This window comes from Mycolicibacterium vinylchloridicum (genome assembly GCF_013404075.1).
Classification (GTDB): Bacteria; Actinomycetota; Actinomycetes; order Mycobacteriales; family Mycobacteriaceae; genus Mycobacterium; species Mycobacterium vinylchloridicum.
This window is the reverse complement of the sequence record NZ_JACBJQ010000007.1, coordinates 42,351-58,118: the sequence shown is the minus strand read 5'-3', so window position 1 is coordinate 58,118 and position 15,768 is coordinate 42,351. Positions and strand designations below refer to the sequence as shown.

Genomic DNA, 15,768 nt, shown 5'->3' with positions numbered 1-15,768 from the left:
CCAGCCCGCCGAACCTAGCTGCTCGCCGCCGTCAGCACGGTATTCCGCAGCTCGTCTTCCACCTCGGGCGCCGCGACGAACAACAGTTCATCGCCGCCCTCCAGAGGCTCGTCTGCTTCGGGCACGATCACCCGCGTGCCGCGCAGGATCGTCACCAGCGTGGCGTCGCGCGGCAGGACGAGCTTGCGTACCGGCCGGCCGCCCCACGGCGTGTCATCGGGCAGGGTGATCTCGACGAGGTTGGCGTGACCCTGACGGAATTGCATCAGCCGCACCAGATCGCCCACCGCGACCGCCTCCTCCACCAGCGAGGCCAGCATTCGCGGGGTGGACACCGCGACATCCACGCCCCACGAGTCGTCGAACAGCCACTCGTTGCGGGGGTCGTTGACCCTGGCCACCACGCGGGACACCGCGAACTCGGTCTTGGCCAGCAGGGAGAGCACCACGTTCGCCTTGTCGTCGCCGGTGGCGGCGACCACGACGTCGAAATCATGCAGGTGCACCGACTCCAGCAGACTGATCTCGCAGGCGTCTCCGAGCCGCCAGTGCGCGGCCGGGATGGCGTCGACGTCCAGATGTTCGGCGTTGCGCTCGATGAGCGTCACCTCGTGCTCGCTCTCGAGCAGTTCGCGGGCGATCGAGCGGCCGACCGCGCCAGCCCCGGCGATCGCGACCTTGAGCCGTTTGTCGCCCATCTCAGTGCCCCTCTCCGACGTCCGGGCCGGGCGGGAGCGCGGCGATCGCCAGCGCTTCGGCGGCGCGCCCGGACACCGCCGCGATGTAGACCTGATCGCCGGCCTGGACGACGGTTTTGGGCTCGGGCAGGATTCCGGTGCCGAACCGGATCACAAAGGCGACGCGCGCGCCGGTGGCTTCCTCGAGGGACGTGAGCCGGTGCCCGACCCAGCCTTCGTGCAGTGTCGCCTCCGCGACGGCCATCGTGCCGGTCGGATCACGCCATTTGGCGGTCTCGGTGTCGCGCACGAGCGCGTTCAGCAGCCGGTCGGTCGTCCAGGGCACGGTCGCCACCGTCGGGATGCCCAGGCGCTCGTAGACCGCGGCACGCTTGGCGTCGTAGATGCGGGCGACCACCCGCTGCACTCCGAACGTCTCGCGGGCCACCCGCGCGGAAATGATGTTCGAATTATCGCCGGAGGACACCGCGGCGAATGCATCGGTATCCTGAATTCCCGCGCGCAGCAGCACTTCTCGGTCGAATCCCATGCCAAGCACGCGCTCGCCGGAGAAGTCCGGGGAGAGCCGGTGAAACGCCGTCGGATCCCGGTCGATGATCGCCACCTCGTGGCCGATCCGGGACAGCGCGTCGGCCAGCGACGCGCCTACCCGGCCGCACCCCATCACCACTACCCGCACCTGGCGTCCTCTCGACTCAGTCCTGCGCCGACCCGACCGTATGGGGAACGCTACAGCCAAACGGCCATGGGCCTAGTCTTGGCACTCGTGTCTAAGCTTTCGACCGCCACCCGCCGGCTGGTCCTGGGGCAGCCGTTCCGCAGCGACAAGCTGAGCCACACGCTGCTGCCCAAGCGGATCGCTTTGCCGGTGTTCGCCTCCGACGCCATGTCCTCGGTGGCCTACGCACCCGAGGAGATCTTCCTGGTGCTCTCGGTGGCGGGACTGTCCGCCTACACGATGGCGCCGTGGATCGGGGTGGCGGTCGCGGTGGTGATGCTTGTGGTGGTGGCGTCCTACCGGCAGAACGTGCACGCCTATCCGTCCGGCGGCGGCGACTACGAGGTGGTGACCACCAACCTCGGCCCGACCGCGGGTCTGACGGTGGCCAGCGCGCTGCTGGTCGACTATGTGCTGACCGTCGCGGTGTCGATGGCTTCGGCGATGTCGAACATCGGGTCGGCGTTCCCGTTCATCGCCCAGCACAAGGTGGCCTTCGCCGTCGCCGCGATCATGTTGTTGACCGCGGTGAACCTGCGCGGCATCCGGGAGTCGGGCACCGCGTTCGCCATCCCGACGTATGCGTTCATCGTCGGCATGTTCATCATGCTCATCTGGGGCTTCTTCCAGATCTACGTGCTCGGTGACCACCTGGAGGCCGAGTCGGCGCATTTCGAACTGCATTCCGAGCACGGCGACGTCATGGGGTTCGCGCTGGTGTTCCTTGTGGCGCGGGCGTTCTCGTCCGGCTGTGCGGCACTGACCGGTGTGGAGGCGATCAGCAACGGTGTGCCCGCGTTCCGTAAGCCGAAGTCCAAGAACGCCGCGACGACGCTGCTGCTCCTGGGCGGCATCGCGATCACCTTGTTCATCGGAATGATCCTGCTGGCTATCCAGACCGGTGCCAAGGTTGCCGAGCGGCCCGAGGAGCAGCTCATCGGGGCGCCGTCGGGATATCACCAGAAGACGCTGGTGGCCCAGTTGGCCGACACCGTGTTCGCCGGTTTCCCGCTGGGCCTGTGGCTGATCACCGGTGTCACCGCGCTGATCCTGGTCCTGGCCGCCAACACCGCGTTCAACGGCTTCCCGGTGCTGGGCTCGATCCTGGCCCAGGACCGGTTCCTGCCGCGGCAGCTGCACACCCGCGGTGACCGGCTGGCCTTCTCCAACGGCATCCTGTTCCTGGCGGCGGCGGCGATCGCGTTCGTCGTCGCGTTCCGCGCCGAAGTCACCGCGCTGATCCAGCTCTACATCGTGGGCGTGTTCGTGTCGTTCACGCTCAGCCAGATCGGCATGGTCCGGCACTGGACGCGGCACTTGCGTACCGAGACCGATCCGCGGGCGCGTCGGCACATGATGCGTTCGCGGGTGATCAACACGATCGGCTTCATCTCCACCGGGGCCGTGTTGATCGTCGTTCTGGTCACCAAATTCGTCGCCGGCGCCTGGATCGCAATACTGGCCATGTCAAGCCTTTTCATTCTGATGAAGGCGATCCACAAGCACTACGACACCGTGGCGCGGGAGCTGGCCGAGCAGGAGGCCGAGCAGGGCGATGTGGTGCTGCCCAGCCGCAACCACGCCGTGGTGCTGGTTTCCAAACTGCACATGCCGACCTTGCGCGCGCTGTCCTACGCCAGGGCCACCCGGCCCGACGTGCTGGAGGCCATCACGGTCAACGTCGACGATTCCGAGACCCGCCAGCTGGTGCACAAATGGGAGGACAGCGACATCACCGTCCCGCTGAAAGTCGTTGCCTCCCCGTACCGGGAGGTGACGCGCCCGGTGCTGGACTACGTCAAGCGGATCAGCAAGGAAGCTCCACGCACGGTGGTGACCGTGTTCATCCCCGAATATGTTGTCGGGCACTGGTGGGAGCAGGTGTTGCACAACCAGAGTGCGTTGCGGCTCAAGGGCCGGTTGCTGTTCATGCCGAACGTGATGGTGACTTCGGTTCCGTGGCAGCTCAATTCGTCGGAGCGGGTGAGCGAGTTGCATGAGCAGAACGCGCCTGGCGATGTGCGCCGAGGCTTTCTGGAGTGACTCGATAGTGGAGCAGGGGGATTCGGTCGAGCTGGTGCTCACAACCGGCGCGGCCGCAAACGGGGGCAGCTGTGTGGCGCGCCATGAGGGACGCGTGGTGTTCGTCCGTTACGCATTGCCCGGCGAGGTGGTGCGGGTGAGAGTCACCGGCGACCGCGGATCCTATTGGCACGCTGAGGCAATCGAGGTTCTCGAACCATCGCAAGACCGAGTGGAGTCGCTGTGCGCGATCGCCGGCGTCGGTAAGGCCGGCTGCTGCGATCTGGCGTTCGCTGCGCCCGAGGCGGCCCGCGTGCTCAAGGGTCAGGTGGTGGCCAACCAGCTGGCCCGGCTCGGTGACTTCGCGTGGGAAGGATTGGCCGAGCCCTTGGGCGACGGCGCGGCCCGCGGCTGGCGCACCCGGGTGAGGCTGGCCGTGAATGCCGACGGCCGTGCGGGTTTTCACCGCTACCACAGTGCCGACCTGGTCACCGATCTGCATTGCGGCCAGCTGCGCGACGGCCTGGTCGACGGGTTGGACGGATCACGCTGGAAGCCGGGCGACCAGGTGCACGTGGTCGCCGACGACGACGGCACCCGCCACGTCGTATGCAACAACAAACAGCAGCGGCGCGGTCACCGCGCCGAAGGTGAATTCGACGCGGTGCAGCGGGTCGGCCCGCGTGTGTGGAAGGTGCCGGTCACCGGTTTCTGGCAGTCGCATCGGGACGCCGCCACGACCTATAGCGCGCTGGTGGCCGGCTGGGCGCAGGATGTCGCCGGGGCGACCGCGTGGGACTTGTACGGCGGCGCCGGATTATTCGCAGCCGTGCTGGCCGACGCGGTCGGGGACACTGGCCGGGTGCTGACGGTGGACACCTCACGCGCGGCGTCCGCGGCGGCGCGCACGGCATTGGCCGACCTGCCTGGCGTCGAGGTGCTCACCGACTCGGTGCGCCGGGCGCTGGCCACGCAGCGCGAAGGCGCCGATATCGCGGTGCTGGACCCGCCTCGATCGGGGGCTGGGCGCGAGATCATCGACCTGCTCGCCCAGGCCGGAGTGCCGCGGGTGATCCACATCGGCTGCGAGGCCGCTTCGTTCTCGCGCGACATCGGCCTGTACCGCGGGCACGGCTACGCCGTCGAGGAGCTGCGGGTGTTCGACTCGTTTCCGCTGACCCATCACGTGGAGTGCATCGCGGTTCTGACGCGTTGACGCCGGTGCGCACCGCCCAGTGAGATCGATCACCGGCGACTAGAGTTAGGTCCCGGTGTGCCGGGAAGTCTGGTCGGCGGAAACTTTTTGATGCTCGTCGACATCTGAGGGGAATTGTGGCCGACCGCAAGCCGTTGGTGGCCCGCGCACTGTTTGCCCGGGGTTCGTGGGCTGAGACCGCGCGCATATCGGAGATCCTGCGCAAGGAGACCGTCGGTGGGGCGCTGCTGCTGCTGGCCGCGGCGGTCGCCTTGGTCTGGGCCAACTCGCCGTGGTCGGCGGCCTACGACCGGTTCGAGGACCTGCACGTCGGCACCGACCGGCTCGGCCTGCATCTGGATCTGAGCCTGGGCGGCTGGGCGGCCGATGGGCTGCTGGCGATCTTCTTCTTCGTCGTCGGCCTGGAGCTCAAGCGGGAGTTCGTCGCCGGCGATCTGCGGGACCCAGGCCAGGCTGCCCTGCCGATCGCGGCGGCGCTGGGCGGGATGGTGATACCTGCGGCAATCTTCGTCGCGTTCACACTCGACGCGGGTGACGGTGCGGCTCGCGGCTGGGCGATACCGACGGCCACCGACATCGCCTTCGCGGTCGCCGTGCTCGCCGTCATCTCCACGCACCTTCCGGCCGCCCTGCGGACGTTTCTGCTCACGCTGGCCGTCGTGGACGATCTGCTCGCGATCACGGTGATCGCGGTGTTCTACACCGACAAGATCAACGTCGTCGCGCTCCTGGTCGCGCTGATCCCGCTGACGTTGTTCGCCGTGCTCGTGCAGCGCCGGGTCTCCTCGTGGTGGCTGCTCATCCCGCTCGCGGTGCTCACCTGGGCGTTCGTCCACGAGTCGGGCGTGCACGCGACGGTGGCGGGGGTACTGCTCGGTTTCACCGTGCCGGTGCTGCGCAGCGCGGCGGCCGGCGGCCCGGAGGCCGGACCCGGCCTGGCCGAGCATTTCGAGCACCGGATGCGGCCGCTGTCGGCGGGCTTCGCGGTCCCGGTGTTCGCGTTCTTCGCCGCCGGTGTGACGTTCGGCGGGTATCACGGTTTGATCACAGCTCTGCGTGATCCGATCGCGATGGGCATCGTCGTGGGCCTGGTCGCGGGCAAGACGATCGGGGTGTTCGGGACCACCTGGGCACTGGCAAAACTGACCCGCGCGAGTCTCGACTCGGCGTTGCGCTGGATCGACGTATTCGGCATCTCGATGCTTGCCGGGATCGGCTTCACGGTATCCCTCCTGATCGGCGAATTGGCCTACGAACCAGGCTCGGAGCGGCTCGACGTGGTGAAGGTCGCGGTGCTCACGGGAAGTTTGCTGGCCGCCGTGCTCGCGGCAGTCGTGTTGCGGCTGCGCAACCGGCATTACCGCACGGTGTGGGAGCTGGAGAACACCGATCGCGACCACGACGGTGTGCCCGACATCTACGAGTCTCATCAGGACTGATCTACGGAGCAGTGCGTAGACTGGCCAGATGCTCGAACAGGTTCGCGGCCCCGCCGATTTGCAACACCTGTCCCAAGCGCAGCTGACCGATCTGGCCGCCGAGATTCGCCAGTTTCTGATTCACAAGGTCGCTGCCACGGGTGGTCATCTCGGGCCGAACCTCGGTGTCGTCGAGCTGACGCTGGCGTTGCACCGGGTCTTCGACTCTCCGCACGACCCTATCCTTTTCGACACCGGACACCAGGCCTACGTCCACAAGATGCTCACCGGCCGCGCGGCCGACTTCGACACGTTGCGCAAACGCGACGGGCTGTCGGGCTACCCGTCCCGCGCCGAAAGCGAGCACGACTGGGTCGAGTCCAGCCACGCCTCGGCGGCGCTGTCCTATGCCGACGGGTTGGCGAAGGCCTTTGAGCTGACCGGCCACCGCAACCGCCACGTCGTCGCGGTGGTCGGTGACGGCGCGCTCACCGGCGGCATGTGCTGGGAGGCGCTGAACAACATCGCCGCTGCCCGCAGGCCGGTGGTCATCGTCGTCAACGACAACGGCCGCTCGTACGCTCCGACGATCGGGGGTCTGGCCGATCATTTGGCCGGGCTGCGTTTGCAACCGGGTTATGAGCGGCTGCTGGAGCGCACCCGGGTCGCCGTGCGCGGAGTCCCGGTCGTCGGCGAACCCTGCTACCAGGCCATGCACAGCGTGAAGGCCGGTATCAAGGACGCGCTGTCGCCACAGGTGATGTTCACCGACCTCGGCCTGAAATACGTCGGCCCGATCGACGGCCATGACGAACACGCGGTGGAGACCGCGCTGCGGCACGCCCGCGGATTCAACGCCCCGGTGATCGTGCACGTCGTCACGCGCAAGGGCATGGGGTACGCACCGGCCGAGAACGACGAGGCCGAGCAGATGCACTCCTGCGGGGTGATCGACCCGGACACCGGGCTGGCCACCAAGTCTGCGGCGCCGGGGTGGACATCGGTGTTCTCCGAGTCGTTGATCTCGTACGCCGCCAAGCGGCGCGACATCGTGGCGATCACCGCCGCGATGCCCGGTCCGACCGGCCTGTCGGCGTTCGGGCAGCGCTTTCCGGATCGATTGTTCGACGTCGGGATCGCCGAGCAGCATGCGGTGACGTCGGCAGCCGGGCTCGCGATGGGCGGGCTGCACCCGGTGGTCGCGATCTACTCCACGTTCCTCAACCGCGCGTTCGACCAGATCATGATGGACGTCGCGTTGCACAAACTGCCCGTCACCATGGTCCTCGACCGCGCCGGGATCACCGGCAATGACGGCGCCAGCCACAACGGCATGTGGGACCTGTCGCTGCTCAACATCGTTCCCGGCATCCGGGTGGCCGCGCCGCGTGATGGCGCCCGGCTGCGCGAGGAGCTGGGCGAAGCGCTGGAGATCAATGACGGCCCGACTGCCATCCGTTTCCCCAAAGGGGAAGTGGGTGAAGACATTCCGGCGCTCGAACGGCTCTCGGGCATTGACGTTCTGGCGTTTCCGGCAGAGGGTTTGAGCAACGATGTGCTGTTGGTCGCGGTGGGATCGTTCGCCCCGATGGCGCTCAAGGTCGCCCAGCGGCTGCGTAATCAGGGCATCGGGGTGACCGTGGTGGATCCTCGCTGGGTGATCCCCGTGCCGGATGCGATTGCTTCCCTTGCCAAGTCGCACAAGCTGGTGGTCACGATGGAGGACAACGGCGTGCGTGGCGGCGTCGGCTCTGCGGTGTCCGCCTCGCTGCGCGCCGCCGAGATCGACATCCCGTGCCGCGATATCGCTGTGCCGCAACAGTTCCTGGACCATGCCGGGCGAGGTGAGGTGCTCGAAGCCGTCGGCCTGACCGAGCAGAACATCGCCCGTCAGGTCACCGGCTGGGTGGCCGCACTGAACGCGGTCGACGACACGGTCAGCGACTCGGCCGACAAGCGGTAAGCGCTCAATCCTTTTCAGCCGGCGGGCTCAGTGCCGTCGTCAACGCCGGAACCACAAGCGCGCGTTGCCATTGCCTGGCCCCTCCGTCGCGGAGGAAGGTCTCGATCGCCCCGCTGACATCGCCGCTGTCCTGCCAGTCCCAGCACAGCCGGCGGATGAGTTCGGGGGAGACCAAGTTCTCGGTCGGGATGTGTACCCGCTCGGAGAGTTCGGAGAGCTGCGCGCGGGCGGCGTCCAGGCGGGCGGCCGCCTCGGGCTTGCGCTTGGTCCATCGCACTGCCGGCGGCGGGCCATTCTGCGGCTCGGAGGTGTCTGGCAGTTCTGGGTTGGTGCGAGCGGACTCCAGGGCGGCCAGCCAGATGTGCGCGCTGCGACGCTGTTTGTGCCCGCCGAAGATCGGCAGTTTGGTCAGGTCCTCGACGGTCTTGGGGTCGGCCACCGCGGCGGCGATGATCGCCGAGTCCGGAAGGATCCGCCCCGGCGCGATATCGCGGCTCCGGGCGATCTGATCGCGCACCGTCCACAACTCGCGGACCGCAGCCAGCGCCTGGCGGTTGCGGACCTTGTGGATCCCGGATGTCTTACGCCACCGATCCCGCCGCGTCGGGGTCGCTTCCGCACACCTGAGGTATTCGAATTCCTCTGCGGCCCAATCAGTCTTGCGTTGCTGGTGCAGGACGTCGGCGATCGCCTCGCGCAGCGCGATCAGCACCTCGACGTCCAGGGCCGCGTAGTTCAGCCATGCGTCGGGCAGCGGGCGTTTGGACCAGTCCGCCGCGCCATGTCCCTTGGCCAGCCCCAATCCGAGCAGGCGTTGCACCATTGCCGCCAGATTTACCCGATCGAAGCCGGCCAGCCGGCCTGCCAGCTCGGTGTCGTAGAGGGCGGGCGGTCGCATCCCGACCTCGGCCAGGCAGGGCAGATCCTGGTCGGCGGCATGCAGGATCCACTCGTCTTCGGCGAGCACCTCGGCGACCGGGCGCAGCACGTCGATCGGGCTGTTGCCGTGGTTGACGGGGTCGATGAGCACGGTGCCCGCGCCGGTGCGGCGGATCTGGATCAGGTAGGCGCGGTTGGAATAGCGAAAGCCTGACGCGCGCTCGGCGTCGACGGCGAACGGACCGGTGCCCTTCGCCAGCTGCTCAGCGGCCCTGGCGATCTCGTCGACGCTGACCGAGAGCGGCGGCACACCCTCGGACGGGCACAGCAGGGGAGTGGCCGCGGGGGCGTCGTCGGCTGGAGTATCGGACACCGCGGCGGCGGCGTCATCGTCGTGTTCTGGCATGTCAGGCGCGCGAGCGGGAACCCAGATCCGTCACTCCCACCGGCGGCAGCCCCGCGGCGTGCTCGAGCACCTCACAGAACGCCTGGACGTGGGTGTCGAGCGCCATCGTCGTGGCCGTCCAGGACGCCCGCATCTCGAGCTGATGCGCACGCGGCGGACCGGAGATGTCGCCGTACCGGACCGAGGTGGTGGCCGTGACAGTCCCGCCCAGGGCGGTGACGTGCTCGGCGCGGCTGTCGAGGGCGTCGACGAGCCAGCTCCACGCAACCTCGGGCAGCAAGGGGTCGACGGCCTCACTGGAGTCCAGGTCGGCCTGGATGTAGGCGACCAGCCGCATGGTGCCGTCCCAGGCCTCGGAGCCGTCGGGATCGTGCAGCAGGATCAGTCGGCCGAACGCGTCGCCCTCGGTGTGCTCCGGGACGATCTCGGTCTCGGCGTGCTTGACCTCAGCGCCCAGCGCATAGCTGTAGGGCGCGAGACGTTGAGGTGGGCGGATCGGACCGAGCTCGATCTCCGGCCGTACCTCGGCGGTGTTCATCGCCGCCACCGCCTCGCGGAAAAGCGCCGGTTCCGCAGTGGTCACAGCAATTGACGCTAGCCCTATCGTCGAGGTCGAGGGGGCAGGCGCGCCGATTTGGTGCCATCCGGCGGGCTGGGGGTACCGCCCCGGCGGGCAGGAGCGAAGCGACTCGGGGATGGGCCCCGGCGGGCAGGAGCGAAGCGACTCGGGGATAGGCCCCGGCGGCTGAGGGCATGTGGGCCGGACTCGTGGGCTCATGGGAACATGGACGCGATGAGTACCCGTCGCCGGCTGCCCGAGGCGCCCTACCTGGCCGCCGCCACCGGCCGCAAGCCGAGCCGTGTCCCCGTGTGGTTCATGCGCCAGGCCGGCCGGTCGCTTCCCGAGTACCGCGAATTGCGGGCCAAGAACACGATGATGCAGGCCTGCTTCGACTCGGAACTGGTCTGCGAGATCACCATGCAGCCGATCCGCAGGCACGGGGTCGACGCCGCGATCCTGTTCTCCGACATCGTGGTCCCGCTGCGCGGCGCGGGCATCGCGTTGGACATCGTGCCCGACGTCGGCCCGGTGATCGATCATCCGGTGCGCACCGCCGCTGATGTCGACGCCATGAAAGGCCTTGAGCTGCAGGGGGTCAGCGCGATCGCCGACGCGGTCGGGCTGCTGGTGTCCGAGCTCGGCGAGGTGCCGCTGATCGGTTTCGCCGGCGCCCCGTTCACTTTGGCGTCGTACCTGATCGAGGGCGGCCCCAGTAAGCAGCACGAGCGGACCAAGGCGATGATGCTGGCCGATCCGTCGACCTGGCACGCGCTGATGGAGGTTCTGGCCGACCTGACGATCGCGTTCCTGAAGGTGCAGCTCGATGCCGGAGTGGATGCCATCCAGGTGTTCGACTCCTGGGCGGGCACGCTCTCGCTGGCCGACTACCGCAGCCACGTATTGCCGCACAGTTCGCGGGTGTTCGCCGCCCTGGCCGACTACCAGGTACCGATGACGCACTTTGGCGTCGGCACCGCTGAGCTGCTCGGTGCGATGGGAGAGGCGGGGGCCGGCGTCGTCGGCGTCGACTGGCGGACGTCGCTGTCCGACGCCGCACTGCGCGTCGGCCCTAACAAGGCCCTGCAGGGCAACCTGGATCCCGTCGCCCTGCTGGCCGGCTGGCCTGCGGTCGAGCGGGCGGCACGTTCGGTTGTCGACGACGGCAGGCGCGCGGTCGACGCCGGGGCTGCCGGGCACATCTTCAACCTCGGCCACGGCGTTCTTCCGGCCACCGACCCGGGACTGCTGACAGATCTGGTGGGCTTGGTGCATTCGTTGTGAGCCCCCGGTATTGCGTTGTCGGAGGCGGCATTTCAGGTTTGGCCGCCGCCTACCGGTTGCGCGTGCTGGCGGGTGACGACGCCGACATCACGGTGTTCGACCCGGCCGACCGGCTCGGCGGGATCCTGCGCACCGAACGCCTCGGTGGGCAAATGATGGACGTCGGCGCGGAAGCCTTCGTGGTGCGCCGCCCCGAAGTGCCCGCCCTGCTGACCGAGCTCGGCCTGGCCGGCCGGCAGATCAGCACCACCGGTGTGCGGCCCACGATCTACAGCCAGGGCCGCAGCCACCCGCTGCCGCCGGACACCGTGAACGGCATCCCGACCTCGGCGGCGTCAGTGACCGGCCTGGTCGACGACGCGACGATCGCGCAGATGGCCGCCGAGCCCAACCGGCCGCTGCGCTGGCAGGCCGGCGCCGACCCGGCCGTCGGCGCGGTCGTGGCCGACCGCTTCGGCGACCAGGTCGTCGCCCGCTCGGTCGACCCGATGCTCTCCGGCGTCTACGCCGGCTCGGCGGCCACCATCGGCATCCGCTCCGCGGCGCCGACGCTGGCCGCCGCCCTCGACGCCGGTGCCCCCAGCCTCACCGACGCCGGCCGGCGCGCGCTCCCGGGCAGCGCGCAAGGTCCGGTGTTCGGTGCTATCGAGGGCGGCTATCAGGTGCTGCTGGACGAGCTGGTGGCCCGCAGCCGGCTGCGCTGGGTGCAGAACGCGATCCAGCACATCGCCCCTGACGCAAAGGGCTGGAACCTGCGCGACGACGAGGACGGCCACCACCATGCCGATGCGGTCATCGTCGCCGTACCGGCGCCGCGGCTGGCGCCGCTGCTGGCCGACGTCGCACCGAACGCCGCCGCGACGGCCGCCCGGATCCCGGTCGCCTCGGCGGCGGTGCTGGCGCTGGCCGTCCCCGGCGGCACCCCGCTGCCACAGCAGTCCGGTGTACTCGTCGCCAGCGGAGAACGCTTGCACACCAAGGCGATTACCCTGTCCACCCGCAAGTGGGGAGCGCGCGGCAATGCCGAGTTGCTGCGGCTGTCGTTCGGCAGGTTCGGTGATTCCGTGGCGCGCGACACCCCCGATAGCGCGCTGCTGAACTGGGCGGTGGCCGACCTCGAGGCGGTGTTCGGCATCGCGGTGGACCCCCTGGACTTCCTGGTGCACCGCTGGCTGGACGCGATGCCGCAATACGGCCCCGGTCATCGGGAGCTCACCGCCGGACTGCGGAGCGACGTGCCACCCACGCTGGCGATCGCGGGCAACTACCTCGACGGCATCGGGGTACCCGCGTGCGTGGCGGTGGCAGGCCGCGCTGCGCAGGCTGTGGTGGCCGCCACCATCCGTCAATAGGCGTATCCCCGCGTGGCACGATGGGTGCCATGGCCAAACTGGACTACGACGAGCTCAACGCCACAATCCGCTACGTGATGTTCTCGGTGTTCGCCGCCGAACCGGGGGAGCTGGGCTACGACGAGGAGTCCCGCGCCGCCGTCGTCGACGAAACCGCCACGTTCCTCAAACAGCAGGAGGAGAACGGTGTCGTGGTTCGCGGTCTGTACGACGTCGCCGGCCTGCGCGCCGACGCCGATTTCATGATCTGGACGCACGCCGAGCGGATCGAGTCACTCCAGGCCACCTACAGCGACTTCCGGCGCACCACCACGCTGGGCCGGGCGGTATCGCCGGTGTGGAGCGCCGTCGCGCTGCATCGGCCGGCCGAGTTCAACAAGAGTCATGTCCCGGCCTTCCTGGCCGGTGAGGAGCCGGGCAACTACGTCTGCGTCTACCCGTTCGTCCGTTCGCTGGACTGGTATCTGCTGCCCGATGACGAGCGCCGCAAAATGCTGGCCGATCACGGGATGGCGGCGCGGAGCTACAAGGATGTCCGCGCCAACACGGTGCCCGCCTTCGCCCTCGGCGACTATGAGTGGATCCTGGCGTTCGAGGCTCCTGAGCTGTATCGCATCGTCGACCTGATGCGGGATCTGCGCGCCACGGAGGCCCGCCGCCACGTACGCGAGGAGATCCCGTTCTTCACCGGTCCCCGGATCGGTGTCGAGGAACTGGTCGCCAAGCTGCCCTAGCTGCGCAATCGCGCCGTCGGTAGGCCAAGAGTTCGCTACGATTGCGTGGCCGTGTTTCTGCGCGGCCGGGACGATCGGGGGGCCCGCGTGACGGGGCTAGGGGCGACGCAGACGAGGCCCGTGGTTGGTGGTCTGGTCGCGTCTGTGCTCCTCACTGCCGTCTTGGTGACTATCAGCAGCTGGTCGACCGAGTCGCCGGTCTCGCTGTTCATGGTCGCCGACAGCGCGATGATCGCGCTGGCGATGGTCGCGATGTCGGCTGCCGCAGCGACCGCGCAAGCGGGCAGCGGCCGGGTGCGTGCCGCATGGGTCGTCGTTGCGATCGGTCTCGGCTCGTTCACCGTCGGCGGGCTTCTCTGGATTGTCTACCGGGCGATCCAGCTCGAGCACACGTACCCCTCGGTGGCCGACATCGCTTATCTGGTCCTGCCGATCGCGACCGCGATCGCGCTGTTGCTGCTGTCGTCCGGCCTCAGTCGCACGTCGCGGACCCGGCTGATTCTCGACGGGCTGATCGTGGCCGGGTCGTTGACCATTGTGGGCTGGATCGTGGTACTCGACGAGCTGCGGAAGTCAGTTCCCGCAGATCGACTCAAGGTAGCGGTCTCGGTCAGCTACCCGGTGTTGGATGCCGCGGTGCTCACGATTGGCGTCCTGGTGGTGGCGCGTGCCCAACGCGGCCAGCGGCTGACGCTGACCTTGCTGACCCTCGGCATGTCGGGAATTGCGATATCCGACGGCACCTTCGTCTACCTGACGGCGACAGCACAGCCGACGAACGTGACCCCGGTGTATCTCGGATGGCTGCTCGGCTTGGTGCTGTTCATCGGCGCCGCGATCACAGGGCGAGGCTTTGCGCACCGGGAAGTGGTTGCGGCTCAACCGGGTTCGATGACTGCGGTGTGGCTACCGTTCGTACCGTTGATGCTGGCCAGCATCGCGATCTTCACCCAGTCGCCCGAGGAGATCAAGGACGGCCCGATACCCGCCATCGGCATCGTCTTGCTGCTGGCCTTCAGCGCCCGCCAGGTGTTGGTGATGGCCGAGAACCGCGTGCTGCTGGCCACGGTGGCCGAGCAGGCGCTGCGCGATCCGCTGACCGGCGTGGGTAACCGGATCGTCTTCCGGGATCGGCTCAACCACGCCATGGAAATGCGCCAGCGAGACGGCATCTCGGTCGGTGTCCTGGCCATGGATCTCGACGATTTCAAGGTGGTCAACGACACCCTCGGTCACCCGGTCGGTGACGAACTGCTCAGCCTGGTCGCCGAACGGATCGTCGCGTGTGTGCGAGCAGGCGACACGGTGGCGCGTCTGGGCGGTGACGAATTCTCGGTCCTCATCGAGGGCAGAGTGGACCATTCACAGCTGGTTGCCCACCGGGTGGTGGAGGCATTCGACGAGCCGTTCGTCGTCGACGGCCAGGAACTGCTGATCCGGCCCAGTGTCGGGCTCGCGGTCGCCGACGCCGACGAGCCCGACCTGACCGCCGAGGATCTGCTGAAACGGGCCGATATCGCGATGTATTCGGCGAAGCGGTCCCGCAGCGGTGGCGTGCATCCGTTCAACTCGGAGATGCTGCTGGCCGAATCACCGGATAGTGACCTGTTCGTCAGCGGGCCGTTCCCGGTCGCCCGCAGCGGCGCCAGCACGATTCGGCTGCTGGGCGAGCTGCGTCAGGCCATCGACCAGTTCGAACTCACCCTGGTGTATCAGCCGAAGTTCGACCTGAACACCGCGGCGATCGTGGGGGTGGAGGCGCTGGTGCGCTGGCCGCATCCAAAGCGGGGGCTGCTACCGCCCGATGAGTTCCTTCCGCTGGTGCGCCGCTACGGACTGATGGGCTCGATCACCGATCTGGTGGTGAACCAGGCACTCGATGACGTATTGCGTTGGCGCGCAGAGGGTCTCACTGTACCCATCGCCGTCAACATGTTCGCGCCCTCGATGGCCGATCTGCGGTTGCCCGGCAAGTTCGCCAAATCGCTGGCGGACCGGAAGATCGACCCGTCGCACCTGACCGTGGAGATCACCGAGGACCTGTTCCTGGACAACATGGATCGCACCAAGACCGTGCTGAATCAATTGCAGGAGAACGGCATTCGGATCGCCATCGATGATTTCGGCAGCGGCTACTCGGCGCTGTCATACATGCGCGACCTCACCGTCGACGAAGTCAAGCTCGACCGGCACTTCATCGCGCCGATCCCCGCCGACCGGCGAGCGGCGGCCGTGGTGAGGGCGGTGGTCAGCCTGGCCGACGAACTGGGACTGACGACCGTCGCCGAGGGTATTGAGAACGCTGTCACGGCGGACTGGCTTCGGGAACACGGCTGCCACGTCGGGCAGGGCTATTACTTCAGCCCGCCGCTGTCGTCGGCCAAGCTCGCCGAGGTCTTGAAGAAGTGTCAAACCGACGGCACCTGCCAGACCTTGGGCTGCTCAATCCGTGAGGGCGCCTGTCACTGGGTCGAATCCGACGTCCCACAGATCGAGCTGATGCGCTAGGAGGTCTGAAC

General features: G+C 68.1%; 12 protein-coding genes. 8 read left to right on the top strand and 4 right to left on the bottom strand.

The features are described 5' to 3' along the window. Nucleotides 1–14: 14 nt before the first annotated feature. Both HPC46_RS08340 and HPC46_RS08335 read right to left on the bottom strand, forming a co-directional pair. A complete protein-coding gene (locus tag HPC46_RS08340) occupies nucleotides 15–698 on the bottom strand; it encodes a potassium channel family protein (protein ID WP_179468679.1) in 684 nt (227 codons plus the stop codon). A 1-nt stretch (nucleotide 699) separates the two neighbouring features. Further along, on the bottom strand, nucleotides 700–1,377 hold the full coding sequence (locus HPC46_RS08335; RefSeq protein WP_179468677.1) for a potassium channel family protein: 678 nt from the start codon (nucleotides 1,375–1,377) through the stop codon (nucleotides 700–702). A gap of 78 nt (nucleotides 1,378–1,455) precedes the next feature. Here HPC46_RS08335 and HPC46_RS08330 point away from each other — a divergent pair, with 78 nt between their 5' ends. From HPC46_RS08330 to dxs, 4 genes are all read left to right on the top strand, one after another. Further along, a complete protein-coding gene (locus HPC46_RS08330; protein ID WP_179468676.1) occupies nucleotides 1,456–3,459 on the top strand; it encodes an APC family permease in 2,004 nt (667 codons plus the stop codon). Next, nucleotides 3,434–4,654, top strand: coding sequence for a class I SAM-dependent RNA methyltransferase (locus HPC46_RS08325; protein ID WP_179468896.1), 1,221 nt, complete (start codon nucleotides 3,434–3,436; stop codon nucleotides 4,652–4,654). Before HPC46_RS08330 ends, HPC46_RS08325 begins: the two co-directional genes overlap by 26 nt. A gap of 113 nt (nucleotides 4,655–4,767) precedes the next feature. Beyond that, nucleotides 4,768–6,093 carry a Na+/H+ antiporter NhaA gene (gene nhaA, locus HPC46_RS08320; RefSeq protein ID WP_407665482.1) on the top strand — a complete coding sequence of 442 codons (1,326 nt, stop codon included), beginning with the start codon at nucleotides 4,768–4,770 and terminating at the stop codon, nucleotides 6,091–6,093. Between the two features lie 28 nt (nucleotides 6,094–6,121). Beyond that, nucleotides 6,122–8,035, top strand: a complete 1,914-nt coding sequence (dxs, locus tag HPC46_RS08315; RefSeq protein ID WP_179468672.1) for a 1-deoxy-D-xylulose-5-phosphate synthase — start codon at nucleotides 6,122–6,124, stop codon at nucleotides 8,033–8,035. Nucleotides 8,036–8,039: 4 nt separating this feature from the next. Here the strand turns inward: dxs and HPC46_RS08310 are convergent, their stop codons facing one another. Both HPC46_RS08310 and HPC46_RS08305 read right to left on the bottom strand, forming a co-directional pair. Beyond that, a complete protein-coding gene (locus tag HPC46_RS08310) occupies nucleotides 8,040–9,320 on the bottom strand; it encodes an HRDC domain-containing protein (protein WP_179468670.1) in 1,281 nt (426 codons plus the stop codon). A 1-nt stretch (nucleotide 9,321) separates the two neighbouring features. Next, the gene (locus tag HPC46_RS08305; RefSeq protein WP_218893891.1) at nucleotides 9,322–9,858 is read right to left on the bottom strand and encodes a DUF3000 domain-containing protein; all 537 of its coding nucleotides are present in this window, start codon (nucleotides 9,856–9,858) and stop codon (nucleotides 9,322–9,324) included. 255 nt (nucleotides 9,859–10,113) lie between these two features. Between HPC46_RS08305 and hemE the strand changes: the two genes are divergently transcribed. The 4 genes from hemE (at nucleotide 10,114) to HPC46_RS35735 (ending at nucleotide 15,757) form a co-directional block, all read left to right on the top strand. Then, nucleotides 10,114–11,163: a uroporphyrinogen decarboxylase gene (gene hemE / locus HPC46_RS08300; protein ID WP_179468666.1), complete on the top strand. Its 1,050-nt coding sequence runs from the start codon at nucleotides 10,114–10,116 to the stop codon at nucleotides 11,161–11,163. Further along, complete coding sequence (locus HPC46_RS08295; protein WP_179468664.1) at nucleotides 11,160–12,515, top strand: protoporphyrinogen oxidase; 1,356 nt, start codon at nucleotides 11,160–11,162, stop codon at nucleotides 12,513–12,515. Before hemE ends, HPC46_RS08295 begins: the two co-directional genes overlap by 4 nt. Before the next feature lie 29 nt (nucleotides 12,516–12,544). Continuing rightward, nucleotides 12,545–13,249: a hydrogen peroxide-dependent heme synthase gene (hemQ, locus tag HPC46_RS08290; RefSeq protein WP_179468662.1), complete on the top strand. Its 705-nt coding sequence runs from the start codon at nucleotides 12,545–12,547 to the stop codon at nucleotides 13,247–13,249. A gap of 165 nt (nucleotides 13,250–13,414) precedes the next feature. Further along, nucleotides 13,415–15,757 carry a putative bifunctional diguanylate cyclase/phosphodiesterase gene (locus HPC46_RS35735; RefSeq protein ID WP_325096596.1) on the top strand — a complete coding sequence of 781 codons (2,343 nt, stop codon included), beginning with the start codon at nucleotides 13,415–13,417 and terminating at the stop codon, nucleotides 15,755–15,757. Nucleotides 15,758–15,768: the final 11 nt, after the last annotated feature.

Coding starts and splice junctions, on each gene's coding strand:
- hemQ (WP_179468662.1), top strand. CDS start 12,545: ATGGCCAAACTGGACTACGACGAGCTCAACGCCACAATCCGCTACGTG.
- HPC46_RS08305 (WP_218893891.1), bottom strand. CDS start 9,858: ATGAACACCGCCGAGGTACGGCCGGAGATCGAGCTCGGTCCGATCCGC.
- HPC46_RS08340 (WP_179468679.1), bottom strand. CDS start 698: ATGGGCGACAAACGGCTCAAGGTCGCGATCGCCGGGGCTGGCGCGGTC.
- hemE (WP_179468666.1), top strand. CDS start 10,114: ATGAGTACCCGTCGCCGGCTGCCCGAGGCGCCCTACCTGGCCGCCGCC.
- HPC46_RS08310 (WP_179468670.1), bottom strand. CDS start 9,320: ATGCCAGAACACGACGATGACGCCGCCGCCGCGGTGTCCGATACTCCA.
- HPC46_RS08325 (WP_179468896.1), top strand. CDS start 3,434: ATGTGCGCCGAGGCTTTCTGGAGTGACTCGATAGTGGAGCAGGGGGAT.
- dxs (WP_179468672.1), top strand. CDS start 6,122: ATGCTCGAACAGGTTCGCGGCCCCGCCGATTTGCAACACCTGTCCCAA.